The organism is Chryseobacterium daecheongense (genome assembly GCF_003729955.1).
GTDB classification, from domain to species: Bacteria; Bacteroidota; Bacteroidia; order Flavobacteriales; family Weeksellaceae; genus Chryseobacterium; species Chryseobacterium daecheongense.
This window is the reverse complement of record NZ_RJTX01000002.1, coordinates 50035-72894: the sequence shown is the minus strand read 5'-3', so window position 1 is coordinate 72894 and position 22860 is coordinate 50035. Positions and strand designations below refer to the sequence as shown.

At 37.0% G+C, this 22860-nt stretch carries 19 protein-coding genes; 18 read left to right on the top strand and 1 reads right to left on the bottom strand.

Annotated elements, in window-relative coordinates:
* The first annotated feature begins 93 nt into the window (after window positions 1–93).
* The 17 genes from EGI05_RS08650 (at window position 94) to EGI05_RS08570 (ending at window position 17810) form a co-directional block, all read left to right on the top strand.
* Window positions 94–1134, top strand: a complete 1041-nt coding sequence (locus EGI05_RS08650; protein WP_123262683.1) for a T9SS type A sorting domain-containing protein — start codon at window positions 94–96, stop codon at window positions 1132–1134.
* A 115-nt stretch (window positions 1135–1249) separates the two neighbouring features.
* A complete protein-coding gene (locus EGI05_RS08645) occupies window positions 1250–1621 on the top strand; it encodes an NADH-quinone oxidoreductase subunit A (protein ID WP_123262682.1) in 372 nt (123 codons plus the stop codon).
* 103 nt (window positions 1622–1724) lie between these two features.
* Window positions 1725–2285, top strand: a complete 561-nt coding sequence (locus EGI05_RS08640; RefSeq protein WP_002983540.1) for an NADH-quinone oxidoreductase subunit B — start codon at window positions 1725–1727, stop codon at window positions 2283–2285.
* Between the two features lie 5 nt (window positions 2286–2290).
* Window positions 2291–2785: an NADH-quinone oxidoreductase subunit C gene (locus EGI05_RS08635; protein ID WP_123262681.1), complete on the top strand. Its 495-nt coding sequence runs from the start codon at window positions 2291–2293 to the stop codon at window positions 2783–2785.
* 76 nt (window positions 2786–2861) lie between these two features.
* Entirely contained in the window at window positions 2862–4085 is a 1224-nt protein-coding gene (gene nuoD, locus EGI05_RS08630; protein ID WP_123262680.1) for an NADH dehydrogenase (quinone) subunit D, read from the top strand.
* A 92-nt stretch (window positions 4086–4177) separates the two neighbouring features.
* Window positions 4178–4687 carry an NADH-quinone oxidoreductase subunit NuoE family protein gene (locus EGI05_RS08625; RefSeq protein ID WP_123262679.1) on the top strand — a complete coding sequence of 170 codons (510 nt, stop codon included), beginning with the start codon at window positions 4178–4180 and terminating at the stop codon, window positions 4685–4687.
* Window positions 4688–4699: 12 nt separating this feature from the next.
* Window positions 4700–6052 carry an NADH-quinone oxidoreductase subunit NuoF gene (gene nuoF / locus EGI05_RS08620; RefSeq protein ID WP_123262678.1) on the top strand — a complete coding sequence of 451 codons (1353 nt, stop codon included), beginning with the start codon at window positions 4700–4702 and terminating at the stop codon, window positions 6050–6052.
* Between the two features lie 22 nt (window positions 6053–6074).
* The gene (locus tag EGI05_RS08615) at window positions 6075–6896 is read left to right on the top strand and encodes an outer membrane beta-barrel protein (RefSeq protein ID WP_123262677.1); all 822 of its coding nucleotides are present in this window, start codon (window positions 6075–6077) and stop codon (window positions 6894–6896) included.
* Between the two features lie 44 nt (window positions 6897–6940).
* Window positions 6941–7939, top strand: coding sequence for a 2Fe-2S iron-sulfur cluster-binding protein (locus tag EGI05_RS08610; protein ID WP_123262676.1), 999 nt, complete (start codon window positions 6941–6943; stop codon window positions 7937–7939).
* 117 nt (window positions 7940–8056) lie between these two features.
* Window positions 8057–9118, top strand: a complete 1062-nt coding sequence (gene nuoH / locus EGI05_RS08605; RefSeq protein ID WP_123262675.1) for an NADH-quinone oxidoreductase subunit NuoH — start codon at window positions 8057–8059, stop codon at window positions 9116–9118.
* A gap of 136 nt (window positions 9119–9254) precedes the next feature.
* On the top strand, window positions 9255–9809 hold the full coding sequence (locus tag EGI05_RS08600) for a NuoI/complex I 23 kDa subunit family protein (RefSeq protein ID WP_123262674.1): 555 nt from the start codon (window positions 9255–9257) through the stop codon (window positions 9807–9809).
* On the top strand, window positions 9809–10306 hold the full coding sequence (locus EGI05_RS08595; RefSeq protein WP_123262673.1) for an NADH-quinone oxidoreductase subunit J family protein: 498 nt from the start codon (window positions 9809–9811) through the stop codon (window positions 10304–10306). The genes EGI05_RS08600 and EGI05_RS08595 overlap by 1 nt, the downstream gene beginning before the upstream one ends.
* Before the next feature lie 4 nt (window positions 10307–10310).
* Window positions 10311–10640, top strand: coding sequence for an NADH-quinone oxidoreductase subunit NuoK (nuoK, locus tag EGI05_RS08590; protein ID WP_122546184.1), 330 nt, complete (start codon window positions 10311–10313; stop codon window positions 10638–10640).
* 3 nt (window positions 10641–10643) lie between these two features.
* On the top strand, window positions 10644–12557 hold the full coding sequence (gene nuoL / locus EGI05_RS08585) for an NADH-quinone oxidoreductase subunit L (RefSeq protein ID WP_123262672.1): 1914 nt from the start codon (window positions 10644–10646) through the stop codon (window positions 12555–12557).
* Window positions 12558–12559: 2 nt separating this feature from the next.
* Window positions 12560–14053 (top strand): complex I subunit 4 family protein, encoded by a 1494-nt coding sequence (locus EGI05_RS08580; RefSeq protein ID WP_123262671.1) that lies wholly within the window; start codon window positions 12560–12562, stop codon window positions 14051–14053.
* A gap of 16 nt (window positions 14054–14069) precedes the next feature.
* Window positions 14070–15449, top strand: a complete 1380-nt coding sequence (locus EGI05_RS08575) for an NADH-quinone oxidoreductase subunit N (protein ID WP_123262670.1) — start codon at window positions 14070–14072, stop codon at window positions 15447–15449.
* A gap of 75 nt (window positions 15450–15524) precedes the next feature.
* On the top strand, window positions 15525–17810 hold the full coding sequence (locus EGI05_RS08570) for a GAF domain-containing protein (protein ID WP_123262669.1): 2286 nt from the start codon (window positions 15525–15527) through the stop codon (window positions 17808–17810).
* A 59-nt stretch (window positions 17811–17869) separates the two neighbouring features.
* On the opposite strand, the gene EGI05_RS08565 is transcribed toward EGI05_RS08570, so the two are convergent.
* Window positions 17870–19030 carry a Pycsar system effector family protein gene (locus tag EGI05_RS08565; RefSeq protein WP_123262668.1) on the bottom strand — a complete coding sequence of 387 codons (1161 nt, stop codon included), beginning with the start codon at window positions 19028–19030 and terminating at the stop codon, window positions 17870–17872.
* 26 nt (window positions 19031–19056) lie between these two features.
* Between EGI05_RS08565 and EGI05_RS08560 the strand changes: the two genes are divergently transcribed.
* The gene (locus EGI05_RS08560) at window positions 19057–22773 is read left to right on the top strand and encodes a metallophosphoesterase (protein ID WP_123262667.1); all 3717 of its coding nucleotides are present in this window, start codon (window positions 19057–19059) and stop codon (window positions 22771–22773) included.
* Window positions 22774–22860: the final 87 nt, after the last annotated feature.

The following is a 22860-nucleotide window of genomic DNA, read 5'->3' as shown; positions in this document are numbered from 1 at the left end:
AAAAAATGAAAAAACAATAACAACTACAGGAGATTTTTAATCCATTATCAAGATATTTTTATATTTTTATGGTAAATTAATAACCTGATTACCATGAATTTATTTTCTAAAAAGATTTTCTGGGGAGTTTTTTTTATTTCCATAAAATTATGTTCACAGCAATTCTACGTAAACTCTATTATTGGTAACAATACAAATAAAGTATTTAAGCTTGATGTTTCAAATTCAAATGAGATAGACGAGCCTTTTTGTCCGCCTAACATGGGTACCTACCCGGAAACCTATACAGATATTGCCATTGATGGCTCCAATAATATTTATTATGTAACCAGCACTGGAAGGCTATATAGAAAAAACAGCTCTACCTCGAATTGTGATTATCTTGGAGACTTCACCTTAACAAATGCTTCCATCACCTCATTGATTTCTGATTCCGGAAAATATCTGTACGGAAGCGGATCTCCAAACAAACTATATAGATATGATATCAGCACAGGTACTTTTACAGACTTAGGCAACCTTCCTACCGGGCAATTTAGTGCAGGGGATCTCTTTTTTTATGAAGGAAGGCTTTTCTTGTGTACCTTAACCGGAATTCTTGAAATTAATCTGGCCAATCCTTCCCAAAGCTGCCCGTTCATGAATTTGGGATCTTCAAATATTTATGCTGCCTTTTCTGTCAATTACGGGACTCATTCCAAAGTATATGTTATCCGTACATTCTTTGCAGACTCAGCTATGTATGAACTTGACATGGTGAATCATCAACTAGGACCTTCTATTAAAACCTTTAATCATAAAGTTAATGGTGCAGCAGGAATCTATGATCTGACTTCTACTGAAGCCACCTGCACTCCAACTCCTTTAGCCGTTCGGGAAACCGATGCTTCCGGCATCTACTTCAATGTGCTAAATCCTGTAAAAAACACGATTATCTGTGATACCAATATTGACCGTCGTGAAATACTCGCCATACAACTATTTGATAACTCAGGAAGACTGATCAAAGATTTCTCCGGCCAGAATCAAATTGAAAGATTCGATGTATCTGGTGTCTTAAAAGGGAACTATCTATTAACAGTCACTACAAAAAAGGGACAAACTTACACCAAAAAGATAATTATCTCTAGCTAATTTTTATTAATTCTAAATTACCGATTTTTCTAATTTTCATCTTACTTTTAATCTGATAAATTTCATGCTTTCTTGTTTATTCGTTAAATTTGCAAATTGAGATAATAATGCAAAAATGAATTTACCTGAAAGTTATATTCCAATCCTTATACAAGCAGGTGTTGCTGTTGCTTTTGTAGCCGTTTCATTGCTTGGAGCACATTTTTTAGGTCCACGCCAGAAAAAAGGTAATTCCGTAAAAAACCAAAGCTGGGAATGTGGGGTTGCTGTAGAGGGAAATGCAAGAACACCGTTTTCCATCAAGTATTTCTTAACGGCTGTATTGTTTGTACTATTCGATATTGAAATCGTATTTTTTTACCCATATGCGGTGAACTTCAGAGAATTCGGATTTGAAGGATTCCTTGCAGTGCTTACTTTCGTAGCCATTTTCTTCATGGCATTCTTTTACGTTTGGAAGCGTGGCGCATTGGATTGGGATAAATAAAAATTTAAAATTAAAAAAGTATAAATTTTAGATAATGATTTGAGGTTAAAGTTAACATTAACAATAATTTAGAATCTAAATTTAAAATTTAAAATCTACTAAGATGTCAGATAAAAAACCAGTAATAAGAACAGATGCACCTGCTCCCGAAGGATATGAAGGAGAAGGGTTTTTCGCAACAAAACTGAGCAGTGTAATCGGGATGGCCAGAAAATTTTCTCTTTGGCCGTTGCCATTCGCAACCTCTTGTTGCGGTATCGAGTTTATGGCTACCCTGAACCCTACGTATGATGCTTCAAGATTTGGTATGGAAAGAAACTCTTTCTCACCAAGACAAGCAGATATGCTGATGGTTTGTGGAACTATATCAAAGAAATTAGGACCTGTCCTAAAAGAAGTGTATACCCAAATGGCAGAGCCGAAATGGGTAGTTGCAGTGGGAGCTTGTGCTTCCAGCGGTGGTATTTTTGATACATACTCTGTATTACAGGGAATTGATAAAATTATTCCTGTTGATGTATATGTTCCCGGATGTCCTCCGAGACCGGAACAGATTATTGAAGGAGTAATGCAGGTTCAGGCTCTTGCAGAAAGCGAAAGCATCAGAAGAAGGGATATGCCTGAATACCAAAAATTATTAGATTCTTACAATATAAGCAACTAACGGAAATGACGAACGAATTTGTATTAGAAGCAATCACAAGAGAATTTCCGGAATCTGTAATTTCCAGCTCAGAACCTTATGGTATGCTGACGGTGGAAATAAAAAAAGAAGACATCAAAAAAGTAATTCATTATCTGAAAGACTCGTCTTTGGAGATCAATTTCCTTACGGATGTTTGCGGAATCCATTATCCTGAGTTCCCGGAGAAAGAAATCGGTGTTATTTATCACTTGCATAACATGATGACGAATTTCAGAATCCGTCTGAAAGCTTTTATGACCAGAGAAAATATGGAAGTAGATTCTCTTGTGGATCTATATGCAGGAGCAAACTGGATGGAAAGAGAAACGTATGATTTCTACGGAATTAAATTCAAAGGACACCCGGATCTGAGACCTATCTTAAATATGGAAGATCTTGGATACCACCCGATGTTGAAGGAATATCGCCTGGAAGACGGTACAAGAACCGATAAGGACGATAGCATGTTCGGAAGATAAAAATAAAATATAATGATAAATGATGATAGATAAATGATTATCGATTATCAACTATCAATTATCAATTATAATCAATATGAAAGATAACTCATTATCTAATATACTTAACCAATACGAAAGTAAGGAACAGATTGACGGGCAATTATATACCCTCAATTTAGGACCTACTCACCCTGCAACTCACGGGATTTTCCAGAACGTCTTAACGATGGACGGGGAAAGAATCCTTCACGCTGAACAAACCGTAGGATATATCCACAGAGCATTTGAAAAAATTTCCGAAAGGAGAAATTATGCTCAGATCACTACTCTTACCGACCGTATGAACTACTGTTCTGCACCTATCAACAATTTAGGATGGCATATGACCGTAGAAAAACTGATCGGAGTGGAAGTTCCTAAGCGTGTAGATTATATGCGTGTTATTCTGATGGAATTAGCAAGGATTGGAGATCACCTGATCTGTAACGGTGTAACGGGAATGGACTCCGGAGCAATTACCGGTCTTACCTATATGTTCATCGAAAGAGAACGCATCTACGATATGTATGAGCAGATCTGTGGAGCGAGAATGACGACAAACATGGGAAGAATTGGTGGTTTTGAGAGAGATTTTTCTCCAAAATTCCATGAATTGATCAAAGATTTCTTAAAAACTTTCCCACCAAGATTCCAGGAATTCTGTAACCTGTTAGAAAGAAACAGAATTTTCATGGACAGAACTATTGGAGCGGGAACCATTTCTGCAGAAAGAGCACTAAGCTATGGTTTCACAGGTCCGAATTTACGTGCAACAGGAGTAGATTATGATGTAAGAGTTGCACAACCTTATTCTTCATATCAGGATTTCGACTTCATTATCCCTGTAGGAACTTCAGGAGATACCTACGACCGTTTCATGGTTCGTCAGCAGGAAATCTGGGAATCTATTAAAATCATCAAACAAGCATACGAAAACCTTCCTGAAGGACCATTCCATGCAGACGTTCCTGATTTTTATCTTCCTGAAAAGGCAGATGTATATCAGAAAATGGAGGCATTGATCTACCATTTCAAAATTGTAATGGGAGAAACAGATGTTCCAAAAGGAGAAGTTTATCATGCTGTTGAAGGTGGAAACGGAGAATTAGGATTCTATTTGGTGAGTGATGGGGGAAGAAGTCCTTACAGGCTTCATTTCAGAAGACCGTGTTTCATTTATTATCAGGCATACCCTGAAATGATTACAGGTTCTGTAATTTCAGACGCAATCGTAACGATGTGTAGCCTGAATGTAATTGCGGGAGAATTAGACGCATAATTTTGTACAAAGTACAAAGTAAAATGTATAAAGATTTTTAAATATAGAAGTACATTGTACACTGTACATTGTACATTTTACAAATAAATAAAATGAGCGAAACAATAGCTTTTAAACCGGAAAGTTTAGAACAGGTACATAAAATTATCGCGAGATACCCTGAAGGAAGACAAAAATCAGCTTTGCTTCCCGTTCTGCATTTAGCACAGAAAGAGTTCGGTGGCTGGTTAGATGTTCCTGTAATGGACTATGTTGCCGGATTGTTAAGCATACAACCCATTGAAGTATACGAAGTAGCAACTTTCTATACCATGTTCAATATGAAGCCTGTGGGGAAATATGTTTTAGAAGTATGTAGAACAGGACCATGTATGGTGTGTGGAAGTGAGAAGATCTTAAATCACATCAGAACCAAACTGAACATTAAGGACGGAGAAACTACTGAAGACGGTATGTTTACTTTAAAGCCGGCCGAATGCCTTGGTGCGTGCGGTTATGCTCCGATGATGCAGTTAGGGAAATTTTATCACGAAAATTTAACGATAGAAAAAGTAGATGAAATCCTTGATCTTTGCAGACAGGGACAAATTGCTTTGGACTAATTAAACTATACAATGAGTAAAAAACTTTTACTTAAAGACGCACATATAGAAGGTATCCGCTACTTTGAAACTTACCGCAAACAGGGAGGTTACACAGCAGCTGAAAAAGCCTTGAAGATGACTCCTGATGAAATTCTTGAAGAAGTAAAAGCTTCAGGACTTCGGGGACGTGGTGGAGCTGGATTCCCGACAGGGATGAAATGGAGCTTTTTGGCGAAGCCGGAAGGTGTTCCAAGACACTTGGTAGTGAATGCTGACGAATCTGAACCGGGAACATTCAAAGACAGATATTTAATGGAGTTCCTTCCTCATATACTGATCGAAGGAATGCTGATCTCTTCTTACTGTTTAGGTTCCAATGTTTCTTATATCTATATCCGTGGAGAATACTCATGGATTCCGGATATCTTAGAAGAAGCTATTGAAGAAGCAAAAGCAGCAGGATTCTTAGGTAAAAATATTTTAGGAACCGGTTTCGATTGTGAAATCTATGTTCAAAGAGGAGGTGGAGCTTATATCTGCGGAGAAGAAACCGCATTGCTTGAATCCCTTGAAGGAAAAAGAGGAAACCCAAGATTAAAACCACCATTCCCGGCTGTAAAAGGACTTTGGGAAAGACCAACCGTAGTAAACAACGTTGAATCTATTGCAGCAGTAGTTCCGATCATTGAAATGACAGGAGCTGAATATGCAAAAATCGGAGTAGGAAGATCTACAGGTACAAAATTAATTTCTGCTTGTGGAAATATCAATAAACCTGGAGTTTATGAGATCGATATGACGATCACTGTGGAAGAATTCATCTACTCTGATGAATATTGTGGTGGTATTCCAAACGGAAAGAGGCTAAAAGCTTGTATTCCCGGAGGAAGTTCTGTTCCGATCGTTCCGGCAAATTTACTGTTAAAGACCGTAAATGGAGAACCAAGATACATGAACTATGAATCTCTGGCTGATGGTGGATTTGCTACCGGAACCATGATGGGTTCAGGAGGATTCATTGTTTTAGATGAAGATCAGTGTATCGTAGAGCATACCATGACTTTAGCGAGATTTTATAATCACGAAAGTTGTGGACAATGTACGCCTTGCCGTGAAGGAACAGGATGGATGTACAAAATTTTAAAGAAAATAGAAAACGGACAAGGGAAAATGGAAGATATTGATCTGCTTTGGGATATCCAGAGAAAAATCGAAGGAAATACCATTTGCCCGTTAGGTGATGCGGCAGCTTGGCCTGTAGCAGCAGCGATCCGTCATTTTAGGGATGAATTTGAATGGCACGTGAAAAACCCGGAATTATGTTTAACACAAAACTATGGATTGGCACATTACGCAGATCCTATTCCGGCTCCTACAGTTTAATCCCTAATACAAATAAAGACAATTGAAAAATAAATTATTGTTGCTGTTTTTATTAACAGTGACTATGAGTGTGAAAGCTCAGAGAGAAGCGTTCAAAAAAGGATCAGTATTGGTATTTTGGGGATGGAACAGAGGCTGGTACTCTGATTCGGACATCCGTTTTTACGGTCAGGATTATAACTTTACCCTGAAAAATGTCTCTGCCCATGACAGACCTACCCCGATCAGTGAGATTGATCATTATATCAATCCGTTAAAAATGTCTATTCCACAGGTAAACTATAATATTACTTATTTTATTAAGGATAATTTAGGGATTACACTCGGATTAGATCATATGAAATATGTGATGGATCAGGACCAGACTGTAGAGTTTGAAGGATATATCAAAGACCCGAAGTATGCAGCTATGGTAAATAATGGGAAAATTGATCTTTCCGATACCAAATTTTTGAAATATGAGCATACCAATGGATTGAATTATCTTAATCTTGGTATTCAGAAATACAAACATATCCTTAATAAAAATAAGTTTGATATATTCTGGACTTACGGTTTGGGAGCTGGTGTTTTAATTCCTAAAACAGATGCTACCTTAATGGGGAAAGAGGAAAGTGATCATTTCCATTTAGCAGGATTCGGGATGGATGCAAGAACGGGGATCAATGTCGTATTATGGAACCATATTGTGGCTAAAGCAGATTTTAAATATGGGTACATCAATTTACCAAGTGTGAGAACCACTCAGGAAAATGTAAAAATTGACAAAGCAACCCAGGATTTTACCTTTGGTGAATTGGTATTCGGGATCGGATATACATTTAATACAAAAAAGCATAATTAAAATAGAGCTTACTGCTTCATAAGCATAAGCGAAAAGCATAGAATATGAGCGAAGAGGTTAAAAAATTCAAAATAACTATAGACGGACAGACTACTGAAGTTTTGCCGGGTACTTCTATTTTGGAAGCCGCAAGACAGATTGGTGGAAAATCTGTACCTCCTGCAATGTGCTACTACAGCAAATTGGAAACCAGTGGAGGAAGATGCAGAACTTGCCTTGTGGAAGTTTCTAAAGGATCTGAGGCAGATCCCCGTCCTATGCCGAAATTGGTTGCAAGTTGCAGAACCAATGTAATGGATGGTATGGAAGTAAAAAACCTTACTTCTGAAAAAGCTCAGGAAGGAAGAAAAGCGGTGACTGAGTTCTTATTGGTTAACCACCCACTAGACTGCCCTATCTGTGACCAAGCTGGAGAATGTCATCTTCAGGATTTGGGATATGAGCATGGGGTAGAAAATACAAGAACTGAGTTCGAAAGAAATACATATGAAGCAGACGACCTTGGTCCGAACATCAAATTGAACATGAACCGTTGTATCCTGTGTGCAAGATGTGTACTTACAGCGAATCAGCTGACAGATACAAGAGAGCACGGAATTCTTTTCAGAGGAGATCATGCTGAAATTTCAACCTATTTGAACAAAGCTTTGGATAATGACTTCATCGGAAATATTATTGATGTTTGTCCGGTAGGAGCATTAACAGACAGGACTGCACGTTTTGCAAGTAGAGTTTGGTTCACGAATCCAATGAATGCTTCTTGTAAATGCGATAAATGTTCAGGAAAAGCTGTTGTTTGGATGAAAGGTGACGAGATCGTAAGAGTTACAGCAAGAAAAGACCAATGGGGAGAAGTGGAAGAGTTTATTTGTGATACTTGCCGTTTCGAAAGAAAAAGCCTGAGTGACTGGAATATTGAAGGTCCAAGACATATCGACAGACATTCCGTAATTTCTTTGAACCATTACGAAAAACCTAAGGATGAGCTAAGAGTATTAGATAATCCGATGGCAAAAGAAATCAGCGAAAAAGACGAACAATAAATTTGAAAAATTGATAATTAGTTAATTTGAAAATGAAAACTCTGGTAATTCGAAGAAAACTTCCATCCTCCAGCTTCCATCTTCAAATCTCTACTATCTAACATCTATAAAAATAAAATGGATTTACTAACATTTAAACTTATACTTGTATTAGCGCTTTTCCTGTTATCACTAACGATAGCAGCCTACTCTACTTGGGCGGAAAGAAAAGTTGCCGCTGTTATGCAGGATAGAATCGGGCCGAACAGAGCTGGTCCATTCGCATTACTACAACCGCTTGCCGATGGAGGTAAGTTTTTCTTCAAAGAAGACTTTACTCCGGCCAATGCAGAGAAATTCCTCTTTATATTAGGTCCGGCGCTCGTAATGTTCATTTCATTGATTACCGGAGCAGTAATTCCTTGGGGTAAAAGTTTAAATATCGGAGGTACTTCTTTTGACCTTCAGGTAGCTAATATTGACGTTGGTGTATTATATATCATCGGGATGGCTTCTATTGGGGTTTACGGAATTATGATCGGAGGTTGGGCTTCCAACAATAAATATTCATTGATCGGAGCCATCCGTGCTTCTTCTCAGATGATCTCTTATGAATTGGCAATGGGATTAGCTTTACTTTCTATCATTATGATGACGGGAAGTTTAGATTTAAATGAAATTACTCAGAGCCAGTCTACAGGAAAACTTTGGGGACTTATTGAAGTGGATGGTCTGAACTGGAATATTTTATACCAGCCGATTGCATTCCTTGTTTTCTTCGTAGCAGCATTAGCAGAAACCAACAGACACCCTTTCGATTTACCGGAGTGTGAATCTGAACTGGTAACCGGATACTCAACAGAATATTCATCAATGAAGTTGGGATTGTACATGTTCGGAGAATATGTGAACATGTTTATTTCCAATGCATTTATGGTGGTTCTTTTCTTCGGAGGATATAACTATCCTGGAATTGAATGGGTAACTCAACACTGGGGCGAAAATACGGCGGGAATTTTAAGTATCGTGGCATTTTTAACAAAAACGATTATTGGAATCCTGATCTTTATGTGGATCAGATGGACACTTCCAAGATTCAGATATGATCAGTTAATGCACTTAGGATGGAAAACATTAATTCCAATGGCATTAGTGAACCTGATCATTACCGGGGCTGTCATTTTAGCATTCGGAAACTAAGAAAAATGAAAATAAGTTGATGTGATAGTGAATGATTAACACTCCCTCCCATCTTCTAATGTGAAATATAAAAAATTAAGATAACAGACAAGATTAGTCTAAAATCTAATGTCTAACATCTAACATCTATAATTAAATGAAACTTACGAACAGATCAAAAGTTGTTTCTAATAAAGAGATGACCCTTGCTGAGAAAATCTACTTACCGGCGATTTTCAAAGGAATGGGGATCACTTTAAAGCATGCTGTAAGAAATATTGTAAAAGGTCCGCCTACTTACTCTTATCCTGAAGTTCAAAAACCAAGAACCACGATCTGGAGAGGGCAACATGTTCTTAAAAGAGACGAAGAAGGAAGAGAAAGATGTACAGCTTGCGGGCTTTGTGCTGTGGCATGTCCTGCAGAAGCTATTACAATGACTGCTGCTGAAAGAACAAAGGAAGAAAAGCATCTTTACAGAGAAGAAAAATATGCTTCAGTATATGAAATTAACATGTTGAGATGTATTTTCTGTGGGATGTGTGAAGAAGCTTGTCCTAAATCTGCGATCTATTTAACAGATAGATTGGTAGATGTGGAAACCAACAGAGGTTCTTTCATCTATGGAAAAGATAAGTTAGTAGAAAAAATAAATGAAAGGATTGACATCACGACAAGACAATCCGAGAAACAAAAAAATGCGGTAAAATAATGGATCAGATTTTATTTTTCTTGGTGGCGTTTTTAGCAGTGGCAAGTGCAGTGTACTTTGTGTTTGCAAGAAATCCTTTATACGCTATTTTGTCATTAATTGTTACGATGTTCTCCATTGCAGGCATGTACATCCTGTTGAATGCCCAATTTTTGGCAATCATTCAGATTATTGTGTACGCAGGAGCTATCATGGTATTATTCCTTTACATATTGATGATGCTTAACCTTAATAAAGAAGACGAAAGTAAGAAGAGCAATACTTTAAAATTTGTTGGAGTTTTTACAGCAGGTCTTTTGTTAGTAGGTGTTTTAGGTGTTTTCAGAGGAGTTAAAGAGAACCATATTGTGGTAGACAATGTAGACAAAGGAGTGGGTCTTACTAAAAATCTGGGAAGACTTTTGTTTAATGAATATGTTTTACCGTTTGAACTTGCATCCATCCTTATTTTGGCAGGTATTGTAGGTGCGGTATTAATCGGTAAAAAAGATTTATAAAATTATGGGAGAAGTAAATACATTCATACAAAGCGTCCCTTTGGAGTATTTCGTAATTCTTTCGTCAGTATTATTCTGTCTGGGAGTGTTAGGAGTATTGCTAAGAAAAAACGCTATTGTAATTCTAGGTTGTGTAGAGCTTATGCTTAATTCTGTAAACCTTTTATTAGCTGCTTTTTCAGCGTATAAAGGGAATGGAGACGGACAACTTTTAGTTTTCTTCATTATGGTGGTAGCAGCTGCTGAAGTAGCAGTAGGGTTGGCAATTATTGCTATGCTATATAGAAATACCCGTTCTGTAGATGTAAGTATATTTAATAAATTAAGAGGATAAGGAATGGAAAATTTAGTGTATGCAATAATACTTTTACCACTTTTAGGGTTTCTTATTAACGGTTTATTCGGGAAAAATCTTCCAAAAATAGTAGTTGGGGTTTTAGGAACATTAGTAGTTTTTGCTTCTTTCTGTATCTCTGTAAGCCTTTTCATGGATTTCGATTCAGAAAGCCAGCCGGTAATCGTAAAAGCTTTTGAATGGTTTAGAGTCAATGGAGTTCAGATCAATTTCGGATTCCAGATCGATCAGCTTTCATTGATGATGATCATGATCATTACAGGGATCGGTTCTTTGATCCACCTGTACTCTATCGGATATATGAGCCACGATAAAGGTTTCTATAAGTTTTTCACTTACCTGAACCTGTTTATCTTCTCCATGTTACTTTTGGTAATGGGAAGCAACTACCTTATTCTGTTCATCGGATGGGAAGGTGTAGGTCTTTGCTCTTACCTATTGATCGGATTCTGGTATACGAATGAAGAATATGGTAAAGCGGCAAGAAAAGCGTTCATCATGAATAGAATCGGTGACCTTGCGTTATTGATCGGTATCTTCATGATCGCTTCTCAGACCAATGCTTTAGACTATCTTTCCGTAGCACAGAATGCTTCAAAATTTGAATTGGACGGAACTGTAATTATCTTTATTACGGCGAGTTTATTTATCGGTGCCACTGGTAAATCCGCTCAGGTTCCTTTATATACTTGGTTACCGGACGCGATGGCCGGCCCAACTCCTGTTTCAGCATTAATCCACGCAGCAACGATGGTAACAGCGGGGATTTATCTAGTAGTAAGATCTAACTTCTTATTTACTTTAGCGCCTACTGTTCAGGGAGGAATTTTATTCATCGGATTCCTTACGGCGGCATTAGCAGGATTCTATGCGCTTCGTCAGAACGATATCAAAAAAGTATTGGCATATTCCACCGTTTCACAGCTTGGATTTATGTTCATTGCTTTAGGTTTAGGTGCATATACAACAGCTATGTTCCACGTAATGACACACGCTTTCTTTAAAGCATTATTATTCCTGGGAGCAGGTTCTGTGATCCACGCGATGAGCAACGAGCAGGATATGCGTTTTATGGGAGGACTTAAAAAAGTAATTCCAATTACTCATGCTACTTTCTTGATCGGAACATTAGCGATTTCAGGATTCCCTTTACTTTCAGGGATGATTTCCAAAGATGAAATTTTAGTAGCTGCATTTGCTAAAAACCCTGTTTACTGGGTAATTCTATTCATTTTAGCGGCAGTTACGGCAACATACATGTTCAGACTGTATTATCTGACTTTCCATGGAGAGTTCAGAGGGACTGAAGAACAAAAACATCACCTGCATGAAAGCCCGCTTAATATGACATTACCTTTGATCGTATTGGCTATCCTTTCAGTAATCGGAGGTTTCATCAACCTTCCTCACTTTATCGGTCACGGACACTATGCTAAATTAATGGAATGGCTGAAGCCGGTTCTTACCGAAGAAAGTTTCAAACAAATGGAAACTACCCTTTCAGGAGTGGAATTCAACACTGAAATGATTCTTTTAGGAGCTACCGTGATTATGTTCTTCTCTGTTTGGTTCATCGTTAAAAACACGTATGTGAATAAGAAAAAGATGGCTCTCGCAGAGGAAAACTATACCGGATGGGAAAAGCTTTCTGCTAAAAAACTATATATTGACGAACTTTACAATGCATTGATTGTAAAAACTGTTGAAGGATTAGGACGCGGAGGAAAGATGTTTGATAATGGAATTCTTGATCGTTTTGTAGACTTCGTAGGAGAAGGAGCTGAAGACAGCGGAAGATCCATGAAGCGTCTTCAGAACGGAAATGTAGAGAATTATATTCTTATCATGTCTTTAGCAGTGGGAATTATATTAATTGTTAACTTTTTATTACAATAATAATGTCTTATTTACTATTAACATTATTACTTTTACCTCTTGTAGGTTCGGGATTAGTTTTTGCCTGGAATAATAAATCCAGCAAACATTTGGCGCTAGGAATTGCATTGATACAGATGCTTCTTACTTTCTATGCAGTATCGGATTTCAACTTCGGTCCTACGGTAGACAGTGAGCTGCAATATGAGATCACCTATCCTTGGTCACAATTTATTAAAAGTACGCTGCACTTCGGAATTGACGGAATGAGTATGCTTCTTTTATTATTGACCAACATCTTAACGCCGATCATCATTTTATCTTCCTTTAACGAAAATGTGAACTACAGAAACTCTTTCTACGGTTTGATTTTGCTGATGCAATTCGGACTGGTAGGAGTTTTCACATCCTTAGACGGATTATTATTCTACATTTTCTGGGAAGTAACGCTAATTCCGATCTGGTTCATAGCAGGACTTTGGGGTCAGGAAAATAAAAGGTTGGAATTCACTACAAAATTCTTCGTGTATACTTTCGTTGGATCATTATTCATGTTAGCAGGTTTGATCTATGTGTACAATCACTCAGCATCATTTGCTTTGACAGATTTATACAATGCTCAGCTTAACGAAACACAACAGACCGTGGTATTCTGGTTCATTTTCTTTGCGTTTGCAGTGAAATTACCAGTATTCCCTTTCCATACTTGGCAGCCGGATACGTATACTTACTCTCCTACTCAGGGGTCCATGCTTTTATCAGGGATCATGCTGAAAATGGCAGTGTATGGTGTAATACGTTATTTATTGCCGATCACTCCGATTCCGATTGCCGGAATTTCAGGACAGATCGTGATTATTCTTGCTATTGTAGGAATTGTTCATGGAGCATTAATTGCCATTATCCAGACGGATATGAAGAGAATTATTGCGTATTCTTCTTTCTCTCACGTTGGACTGATGGTTGCGGGAATCTTCGCTTCAGCAGTAGTAACTTTAAGAGGAACTTTCACTATTGAAGGTGCAGAAGGCGCTTTAGTACAAACCTTTGCTCATGGTATCAATGTAGTAGGTTTATTCTACTGCTGTGATATTTTATATAAAAGATTTAAATCAAGAGACATCAGACAAATGGGAGGTTTAGCGAAAGTGGCCCCTAAGTTTGCCGTGTTATTCCTGATCATTATATTAGGTTCAATGGGAGTTCCATTGACGAATGGATTCGTCGGAGAATTCATCTTATTGAAATCGGTATATAGTTTTAACGGATTGGCAGCTGTGATCGCTGGTCTTACGGTAATACTTTGTGCGGTGTATTTATTGAGATTCTATGGAAAAGCAATGTTCGGTGAAGGAGATGAAGTGGTATTGAGCACTGCAAAAGATTTATCCGGAGCAGAATTTTCCGTATTGGCAAGTTTAGCGGTTTTCGTGATCCTTTTAGGGATTTTCCCTCAGCCGGTAATCGAAATGGTGAGTAGTTCGTTGAAGTTTATCTACCAATCAATGGTTAGTTAATTTGATATTTTAAGAAATGAGTGTTTTAATTATTGTTTTCCTAACGGCAGTTATTGCGTTATTTTCAGGAGTTTTTGAACATGGAAAATTCGCAAGATACATTGGGATTTTGGGATTAATCATCGCCTTATACGTAAGCTTTTTACCAGAATGTTCATTCTTTGAGCAGTACAAAAACATGTATGATTATGGTCAAAATACAGCTCTGTTCACAAAAATATCCATTGTAACGACCCTATTGTTGTTCTTTTTGGGTGGATTTGCGTTCAGCAACCACAGAAGCCACCAATCGGAATTATATGCATTGATGCTGTTTGCGCTTTGCGGTGGGATTATCCTTTTCGGTTTCCAGAATCTGGTAACACTGTTCTTAGGTATTGAAATCCTTTCTATTCCGTTGTATGTAATGGCAGGAGCCAACAAAACTGATTTAAGATCTAACGAAGCTTCAATCAAATATTTCTTAATGGGTGCATTTGCAACAGGGTTCCTTCTGTTCGGTATTGCATTCGTATATGGAAGTGTGGGAAGTTTTGATTTATATAAAATCCATGATTTCGGAATGGCAAATCCTAAAAACGTTATGTTGATTTTAGGAGTTCTTCTGATGCTTTGTGCATTGGCATTCAAAGTAGCTTTAGCACCATTCCACATGTGGAGTCCGGATGTATATTATGGAGCTCCATCATTAATTACTGCCTTCATGGCAAGTGTGGTGAAAATCTCAGGTTTCTATGGTTTCTTCAGATTAATGACGATCGGTTTTGCAGGAGTTACCCAAGACTGGATCAATGTTCTTGGTGTATTCCTGATCATTACTCTATTCTTAGCGAACGCAATGGGTCTTGCACAGACTAATGCAAAAAGAATGTTGGCATACTCATCAGTATCACACGCAGGATATATCGGTTTGGTTTTCTTCGGAATGACTGCCTTGTCTACCTATAATCTTGCGTTCTACTTATTCGCATATTCATTATCTACGGTAGGTGTATTTATGTGTTTAATCTGGGTAGAAAAATTAAAGAGAGAAACGTCTTTCGGAGCATTCAAAGGATTGGCGAAATCTGAGCCCCTTTTGGCAACAGTAGCAGCAATTTCCATGCTTTCTATGGCAGGAGTTCCGTTAACAGCTGGATTCATGGGTAAATTTGCCCTATTCTCTCAAGCGATGAACGGAGCAGCATTCTTAGTCCTGATCGCAGTTTTAGGTTCTGCTATTTCTATTGCATACTACTTAAGACTGATCATTGCAATGTTCTTCTTCAAAGAAACAACTTTCAAGACATCAGAAAAAGTAACCCTTACTTATAATATTGTAGCGATCTTTGTTATTGCTTCCATTATTCTGTTAGGCGTTTTCCCTGATTTATTTGCGAGACAATTCGGATTGTAAAAATCTCAGTATAAAAAACAAAAAGCACAACATCAAAGTTGTGCTTTTTTTATAACTTTACTTTAAATTTCAGCTTTGGCCAATCTTTATAAAAAAGACGCTCCATTTCAGGTTTATATTTCATTCAAAAAATATTTGGATGTTCTTGAGCATATCCGTTATAATGACCGCCTTGAATACCGCGCTAACTATGCTGAATCTCTTATTGAGAGTACCAAAAACTTCCAGGAACTCAAAAATGGTTTCCAAGATGTCACTTTACTCGAAAAGCATGCAGACCTCATCAAGCTTTTATTAGCCGACCTGTTTCCCACCGGATTAACACTGAATGAAATAAAAGCAGCAAGTATTCCGCTTTCCAATATTACCTTCAATTATACGGAACGGTTTAAAAACATTCTTAAAGATGCCGGAAAGGATTTTGAAATTGAGCTCAGAAATATTGATGATGATGAATTCTATGTATTCTGCTGCTGCCTGATCTTACAAGCTTACTTCAAAAGAGACATTAAATCGTCTCTTCCTCTTTATTATGATATTCCTAATAAACAGGGGATCATGAAGCATTATAAGATCACGGTAAATTCAGATTTCACGGAAGTATATCCAACAGAAAAAGCAAAAATACCTTCCGATGAAATAATAGATATGCTTTTGGAAAACCTGGATGATATCAAACTCTGGAAAAAATACTTCCCTTCCAAAACATGGGTATTAAGCGGTTTTACTATTATTTCCCTGGTGGATTGTACTTCGGAGGTTGCTTTATCCGACTTGAAATCGAGCATGATCAAAATTGATCCCGAAAATCTGGTTCCGGATGAAAATCTTAAGGAAATTTTCAAGTCTTACTTCGATGTTGCTGAACTGAATTTTGGATTAATGCTCTTCAACAGCAAGGATAATAAATTGGAAAAAGTACCGACATACGATAATTTTTTCACCAATCACCTGCTGGATTTCTGGATCAATTCCTTTGATGAAGAAACCCAAAAGGAAGCTTTTAAAAATTTTAATTATAATTCCAAGCCCATTGTTGTTTCCAATGTAGACATCAGGAAATTAGCTTCTTTCAATATTTTAAACGATAATAATATCAAAAGCTTCATGGTGATTCCTATTATGAAGGATAATGAATTATTGGCGGTCATGGAATTCACCTCATCCATAGCCAATAGTTTTAACGGCCTGAAGCTGAAAAAGCTGGAATTCTTTTCAGATATCATCATTTTTTCTCTCTCCAGATTTACTTTTGAAAGGAACAGCCAGATCGAAGCAATTATACAACGGGAATATACAACGATCCATGACAGTGTAGTCTGGAAATTCAGGAATGAAGCTGAGAAATATTTCAATGCTTCCCTGGCTAAAAAGATGTATACTTTAAAGCAGATCTCATTTAAAAACCTTACTCCCCTGTTTGGGTTCTCGGATATCCGTTCTTCTTCGGAAAAACGCTTTAATCTTATGCTGGAAGATCTTAATCAGCAGATTGATTTTCTTCATGATATTTTTTCTTTGATTAACTCTGATTCTGAAAAATACCTACTGGCACTGGATGTTTTCGAAAATGAGCTGAACAATGAGATCAAAGCTGACACAGAACAACGTTTCCAAAGATTGTTGAGAGAGGAAATTCATCCTTATTTACAAGGTAAATTAGAGGTAAAATCATCTAAAGACATAAAAGCCAAAATCAAAGAATATTTTTCACTGATCTTTGCGCAGACCGATCTTTTCTATACTCATAGAAAAAGCCTAGACGATTCCATAACCCTGGTCAACCGTAAATTGGCAGATATGCTGGATGAAAGCCAGGTCAAAGCTCAGGAAATATTTCCTCATTATTATGAAAGATTTAAATCTGATGGTGTGGAGCATAACCTCTTCATTGGTGCCAATATTTCACCGGATCTGCATTACACCTCAAAAGTTGTCCATAAATTAAGATATTGGCAATTGAAAACTATCTGTGCTATAGAACAGGAATTTCAAAGCTTTAAAAAAGACCTTCCGATTCCGTTAGATATTGCTTCTCTCATTTTTGTATACAACGAAAAGGTGGACATTCGTTTCCGCATGGATGAAAAACGTTTTGATATAGATGGAGCTTACAATTCATATTATGAGATCATTAAAAAGAGACTGGATAAAGCTCATATCAAAGATTCTTCAGAAAGAATAACCTGCCCGGGAAAGATCACCATTGTCTATTTCGGAATGGAAAACCAGAAAGAATACCTGGAATATATTTCCAAACTTCAGAAAAAGGGAATCCTTCAATCTGATATAGAATTTCTGCGGGTTGAAGACTTACAAGGTATTACAGGGCTTTTGGCACTACGAGTATCTTTAGCATAAAATAAAAACTCATTTCAGCGAATGAGTTTTTTATCTAGTTTCTAATTTCTGCTATCTATTTACAAAGAAAGAAAAGCATACCCGAAAGACAGCACAGAAATAATAATTCCCACCATAAAAATCTTATACGTTAATGATAAAAGCCTGTATTTCCTGTCAAGGACTTTCCCTAAAAAATATAAATCTTTTACCATGGATTCATAAATATAATCCCGGTCTTTAATCAGATCTTTCATCGCACCGTTATAGTCATCAAACAGCATCTGATGAAAATTTCCGAAGAATAAAAGGTTTACTTTTCTATTTGAAACATCCTGATTCGTAAATCTTGTTTTGGTAACATTGGGCTTTGTAGATAATATCGCAAAAATGATCGTTAATACACTTGATAATAACAAAATAAAGCTTGGAAGAATAAGATGTGCATTTTTTGGAGTATCCAACTTTGGAACCAGAACAGAAAGACATACTGAAATGATAATCGCATTCACCGAAAGCAGAATGTTGGCCTTACTGTCTGCAATATCACTCAATCTCGTATGATTGTTCAATGTAACCCGGAATAATGTATCTACACTTCTATCCGATTTCGGATCTTTTTTGTTTTCTGAATTCTCTTTCTTCTCTTCCTCTTTCTCCAATTTTTTTTCTATTTTTTTGATATTCTTCTTTTTTAAAGGTTCCCAGTTTTCTTTGGCGTAATCCGTATAATAATGGTGCTTATTTTTAAGCATATCCAGATTTCCGGCATTCCATTCGTCATTGGAATAGCATTTTACATTCGTAAGTTCCCATTCTTTTCGTAAAGCATCTGAAATATCATTATAATCGTGGCTAGCAAAATGGCTGCAATCCGCATCCTTTACAATTTTTTCTAAAAGATTTCCAGGTTCACGGTCAATCTTAGTGGCTAAAATCAGATTAGAGACATCATTGATATAATTTTCCGGGTAATTTTCATTTTGTAGAAAATCTTTCAAGATCTCGATTCCTCTTTCTTCATGATTCTGAGCACATTCAATATAGCCTGTGTCATGAAACCATAAAGCCAGCAAAACCTTTTCCTGGTCTTCAGCTGAAACATCTGTATTTTTTAAAATTTCCTCGGCTTTATTTACCGTATACGTTGTATGGATAAAATTATGATAAAAATATACAGAAGATAACTTATCTTTGAATAAGGTTTCAACATAATCTTTAGCTTTGTGTAGAATATCCATTACTGAATTTTTGTTAATGTAAATGTATGAATTTATCCTTTATAACTCATCTAAAAAAGTTTGCAGCTTCGTTTAGATTCTTATTGTTATCAGTACTTTTAGTTTCCTGTGCTACCTATAACGTAAAAAAGGGAAAAAACTTGCAGGAAGTTAAAAATTCTGATACACAATCGGGAAAAGACTTTAAAATTTTTCTCATTGGAGATGCAGGAAATGCAGATGAAATTCAGGCAAAGCATACACTGAACTTTTTAAAGAACAAGCTCGATTCCGCAGATAAAAATTCAATGCTGATATTTTTAGGAGACAATATTTATCCTTTGGGAATGCCAAAGGAAACAGATAAAGAATATGCAGTGGCTAAAGAAAAGATGGAAAATCAATTGGCCATTACCCAAAATTTTAAAGGAAAAACATTAGTCATTCCTGGAAATCATGACTGGTATCACGGTTTAGACGGATTAAAAGCTCAGGAAGATTTCGTAAAGGCCTATTTAAATGATAAAAAAGCATTTCTTCCTAAGAATTCTTGCCCAATTGACGATGTAAGTCTTGCCGATGACATCAAACTTATCGTCATTGATACAGAATGGGCCTTGATCAACTGGGATCAATATCCGGGAATCAATAAAAACTGCCCTATCAAAACCCGTGAAGACCTTTTTGTTGAATTTAAAGATCTGATCAATAAAAACCAGGATAAAAAAATTATTGTTGCGCTGCATCACCCTGTGATCAGTAGTGGTACTCATGCGGGATTTACTTCAGCCAAATCTCATCTTGCAGCACTTAAAGGCAAAGTACCTGTTCCTGTGGTAGCCAGTCTGATCAATATTTTCAGAAGTGCTTCTGGAGCCAGTCTTGAAGATATCAATAATCAGCATTATGCAGATTTGTCCAACAGGTTAAAAAGCATTGTACAGGATAAAGAAAATGTCATCTTTGTTTCTGGTCATGATCATAATTTACAGTATCACCAGCAGAGAAACATCAGACAGATCATCAGTGGTGCCGGTTCTAAAACCGATCCTGCGACGATTGCCGAAACCACCGATTTTTCGTATGGCGGAAGCGGATTCGCTGTTTTGAATATCCGAAATGACCAAAGTGCAGATGTAGAATATTTTTCAACAAAAAATAACAAGTTTCAAAAACTGTCCCATATCACGGTAATCGAAAAGCCGAAGCCTTTCATCAATAATTATCCAAATTCCTTCCCGGCTACAGTTACTTCCACTATTTATCCTAAAAAGTTAACCGAGAAAAGTGGATTTTACAGATGGCTTTGGGGGGAACACTACCGAAAATATTATGGACTTCCTATTGAAGCTCCAACAGCTAACATTGCCGAATTAAATGGCGGATATACTCCTTTTAGAGAAGGAGGCGGAAACCAATCGAACAGTTTACGATTAATGTCAAAGGACGGACAGGAATTTGTAATGAGAGGCATTAAGAAAAGTGCAGTCCGCTTCCTGAATAATATGGCTTTCAAGAAAAGTACTTTTGGTAACGAGTTAAATAATACTTTCCCGGAAAAGTTCTTGTTGGACTTTTATACGACCAATCACCCATTCACTCCATTTTCTGTAGGAAATATGGCAGATAAGGTGGGAATTGTCCACAGCAATCCGAAATTATATTACATTCCTAAGCAGCAGGCTTTAGGAGAATATAATCAGACTTACGGTGATGAAATGTATATGATCGAAGAGCGTTTTTCTTCCGACCCTAAAACCTTGCAGGCGCTGGATAATGCAAAAGATATTGTTTCAACTGACGATGTACTGAAAAACTTCACTAAGAACAATAAATATTCTGTCGACAGAGAATCTTACATCAGAGCCAGAGTTTTTGATATGCTGATCGGTGATTGGGACAGACATTCCGATCAATGGAAATGGGCTGAATATAAAGTGGATGATAAAGTAATTTATAAACCTATTCCGAGAGACAGGGATCAGGCTTTCAGTAAATATGACGGAGCCGCTTTTAAAGTGATTATGAACATTCCGGCAATCCGTCACATGAAAACCTTTAAAGACGATATTAAAAGCGTAAAATGGCTGAATATGGAGCCTTATCCTTTGGATCTTATATTTTTGAAGGGTGCTACTCAGGAAGAATGGATTGCCCAGGCAAAATATATTCAGGAGCATTTAACTGATCAGGATATTGATGAAGCCTTTAACAATTTACCTAAAGAAGTGAAAGACGGAACCATTGCAGATATTCAAAGGAAATTGAAAGCAAGAAAAACCAAATTGCAGACCTATGCGACTCAATATTATGATGTGTTACAAGAAAAAGTTCCATTGGCAGGAACGGTAAATCCCGATCAATTTGTCATTACTAAAACCGGAAATTCTGTTGAAGTCAAGCAATATCAACTAGACAAAAACAAAGAAAACCCTGAATTGGTATTTGAAAGAACATATCATGATAACAAAACCAAAGAGCTTTGGATCTATGGATTGGAAGATGATGATATTTATGAAGTTTCCGGGGATGGAAGACCTAAGATGAATATCAGATTAGTGGGAGGGTATAACCACGATGTATATAATGTCGCAAAAGGAAGCAAGGTGAAAATCTATGATTTCAAATCTCAGAAAAATACCTACAATACCCATTCTGCAACAAAACATATTTCTGATGATTATAATATCAATACCTACAATTACAAGCATCCGAAATACAATTTTATAGCGGGTTATCCTAACGCTGATTATAATCCGGATGACGGAGTAATTATCGGTGCATTGGTTAACTACACCGTCAATAATTTCATTCGCGATCCTTACACTCAAAAACACAGCCTGAAAGCTAATTTATACACGGCAACCGGTGGTTTTAACCTGGTGTATAAAGGAATCTTCAAAAAAGCAATTTCCGGATGGGACTTTAATCTGGATGCTTCCTACACTACTCCACGTTTTGCGGAAAATTTCTTTGGCTTATCCAATGAAAGCGAATATAATGAGGATGAAGTGGAAAGAGAATATAACAGGGCCAGAATTTCAAAATTCAATTTTGCTCCTTCTATTTCTAAAAAAAGCTGGCTGAATCTACAGCATCAATTCCAGCTTACATTTGAAAACAATAAAGTACAGAGAAAAGGAGACCGTTTTGTAGATATTTCGCCTGAGGTGAATCCTGAAGTGTTCAATGATCAGCAATTTGGGGGAGCCAATTATACATTCAGCTTTAAAAATCTGGATAATAATGCTTTTCCTACTTTAGGAATGGAATTGGTCCTGAATGCCGACTGGAAAACCAATCTTTCTAATTTTGATAAAAATTTTATAACCTTAAACGGAACATTATCTATTGATCACAGAATTGATAAAAGAGGAAACTTCGTCTTTGCCAACTCAAGTAATGTCATGTGGATCAACAATAATAATTTCGAATTTTACCAGGCTGCAAGTATCGGGGGAAATAATGGAATGAGAGCTTTCAGAAATGACAGGTTCTCCGGAAGATCTTACTTTACCAACAATTCTGAGATCCGTTGGAATTTCGGAAGAGTGCGGAACAATATTATCCCGGTGAATATGGGTATTTTGGTGGGTTATGATATTGGACGTGTATGGAATGACCACGAAGACTCCCAAAAATGGCACCAATCCGTAGGAGGTGGATTCTGGATGAGCATTGTGGAAATGTTTTCTGCAAGGCTGAATTATTTCCACGGATCAGATGGTGGAAGAATTTCCGGAGGTGTGGGAATGACTTTTTAGGATTCTTCTATTTTCAATACAGACCAGGTACGAACGAAGTTCAGAAACGGAATAAAGAATCTCCACTTACTTTGTGGAGATTCTTTA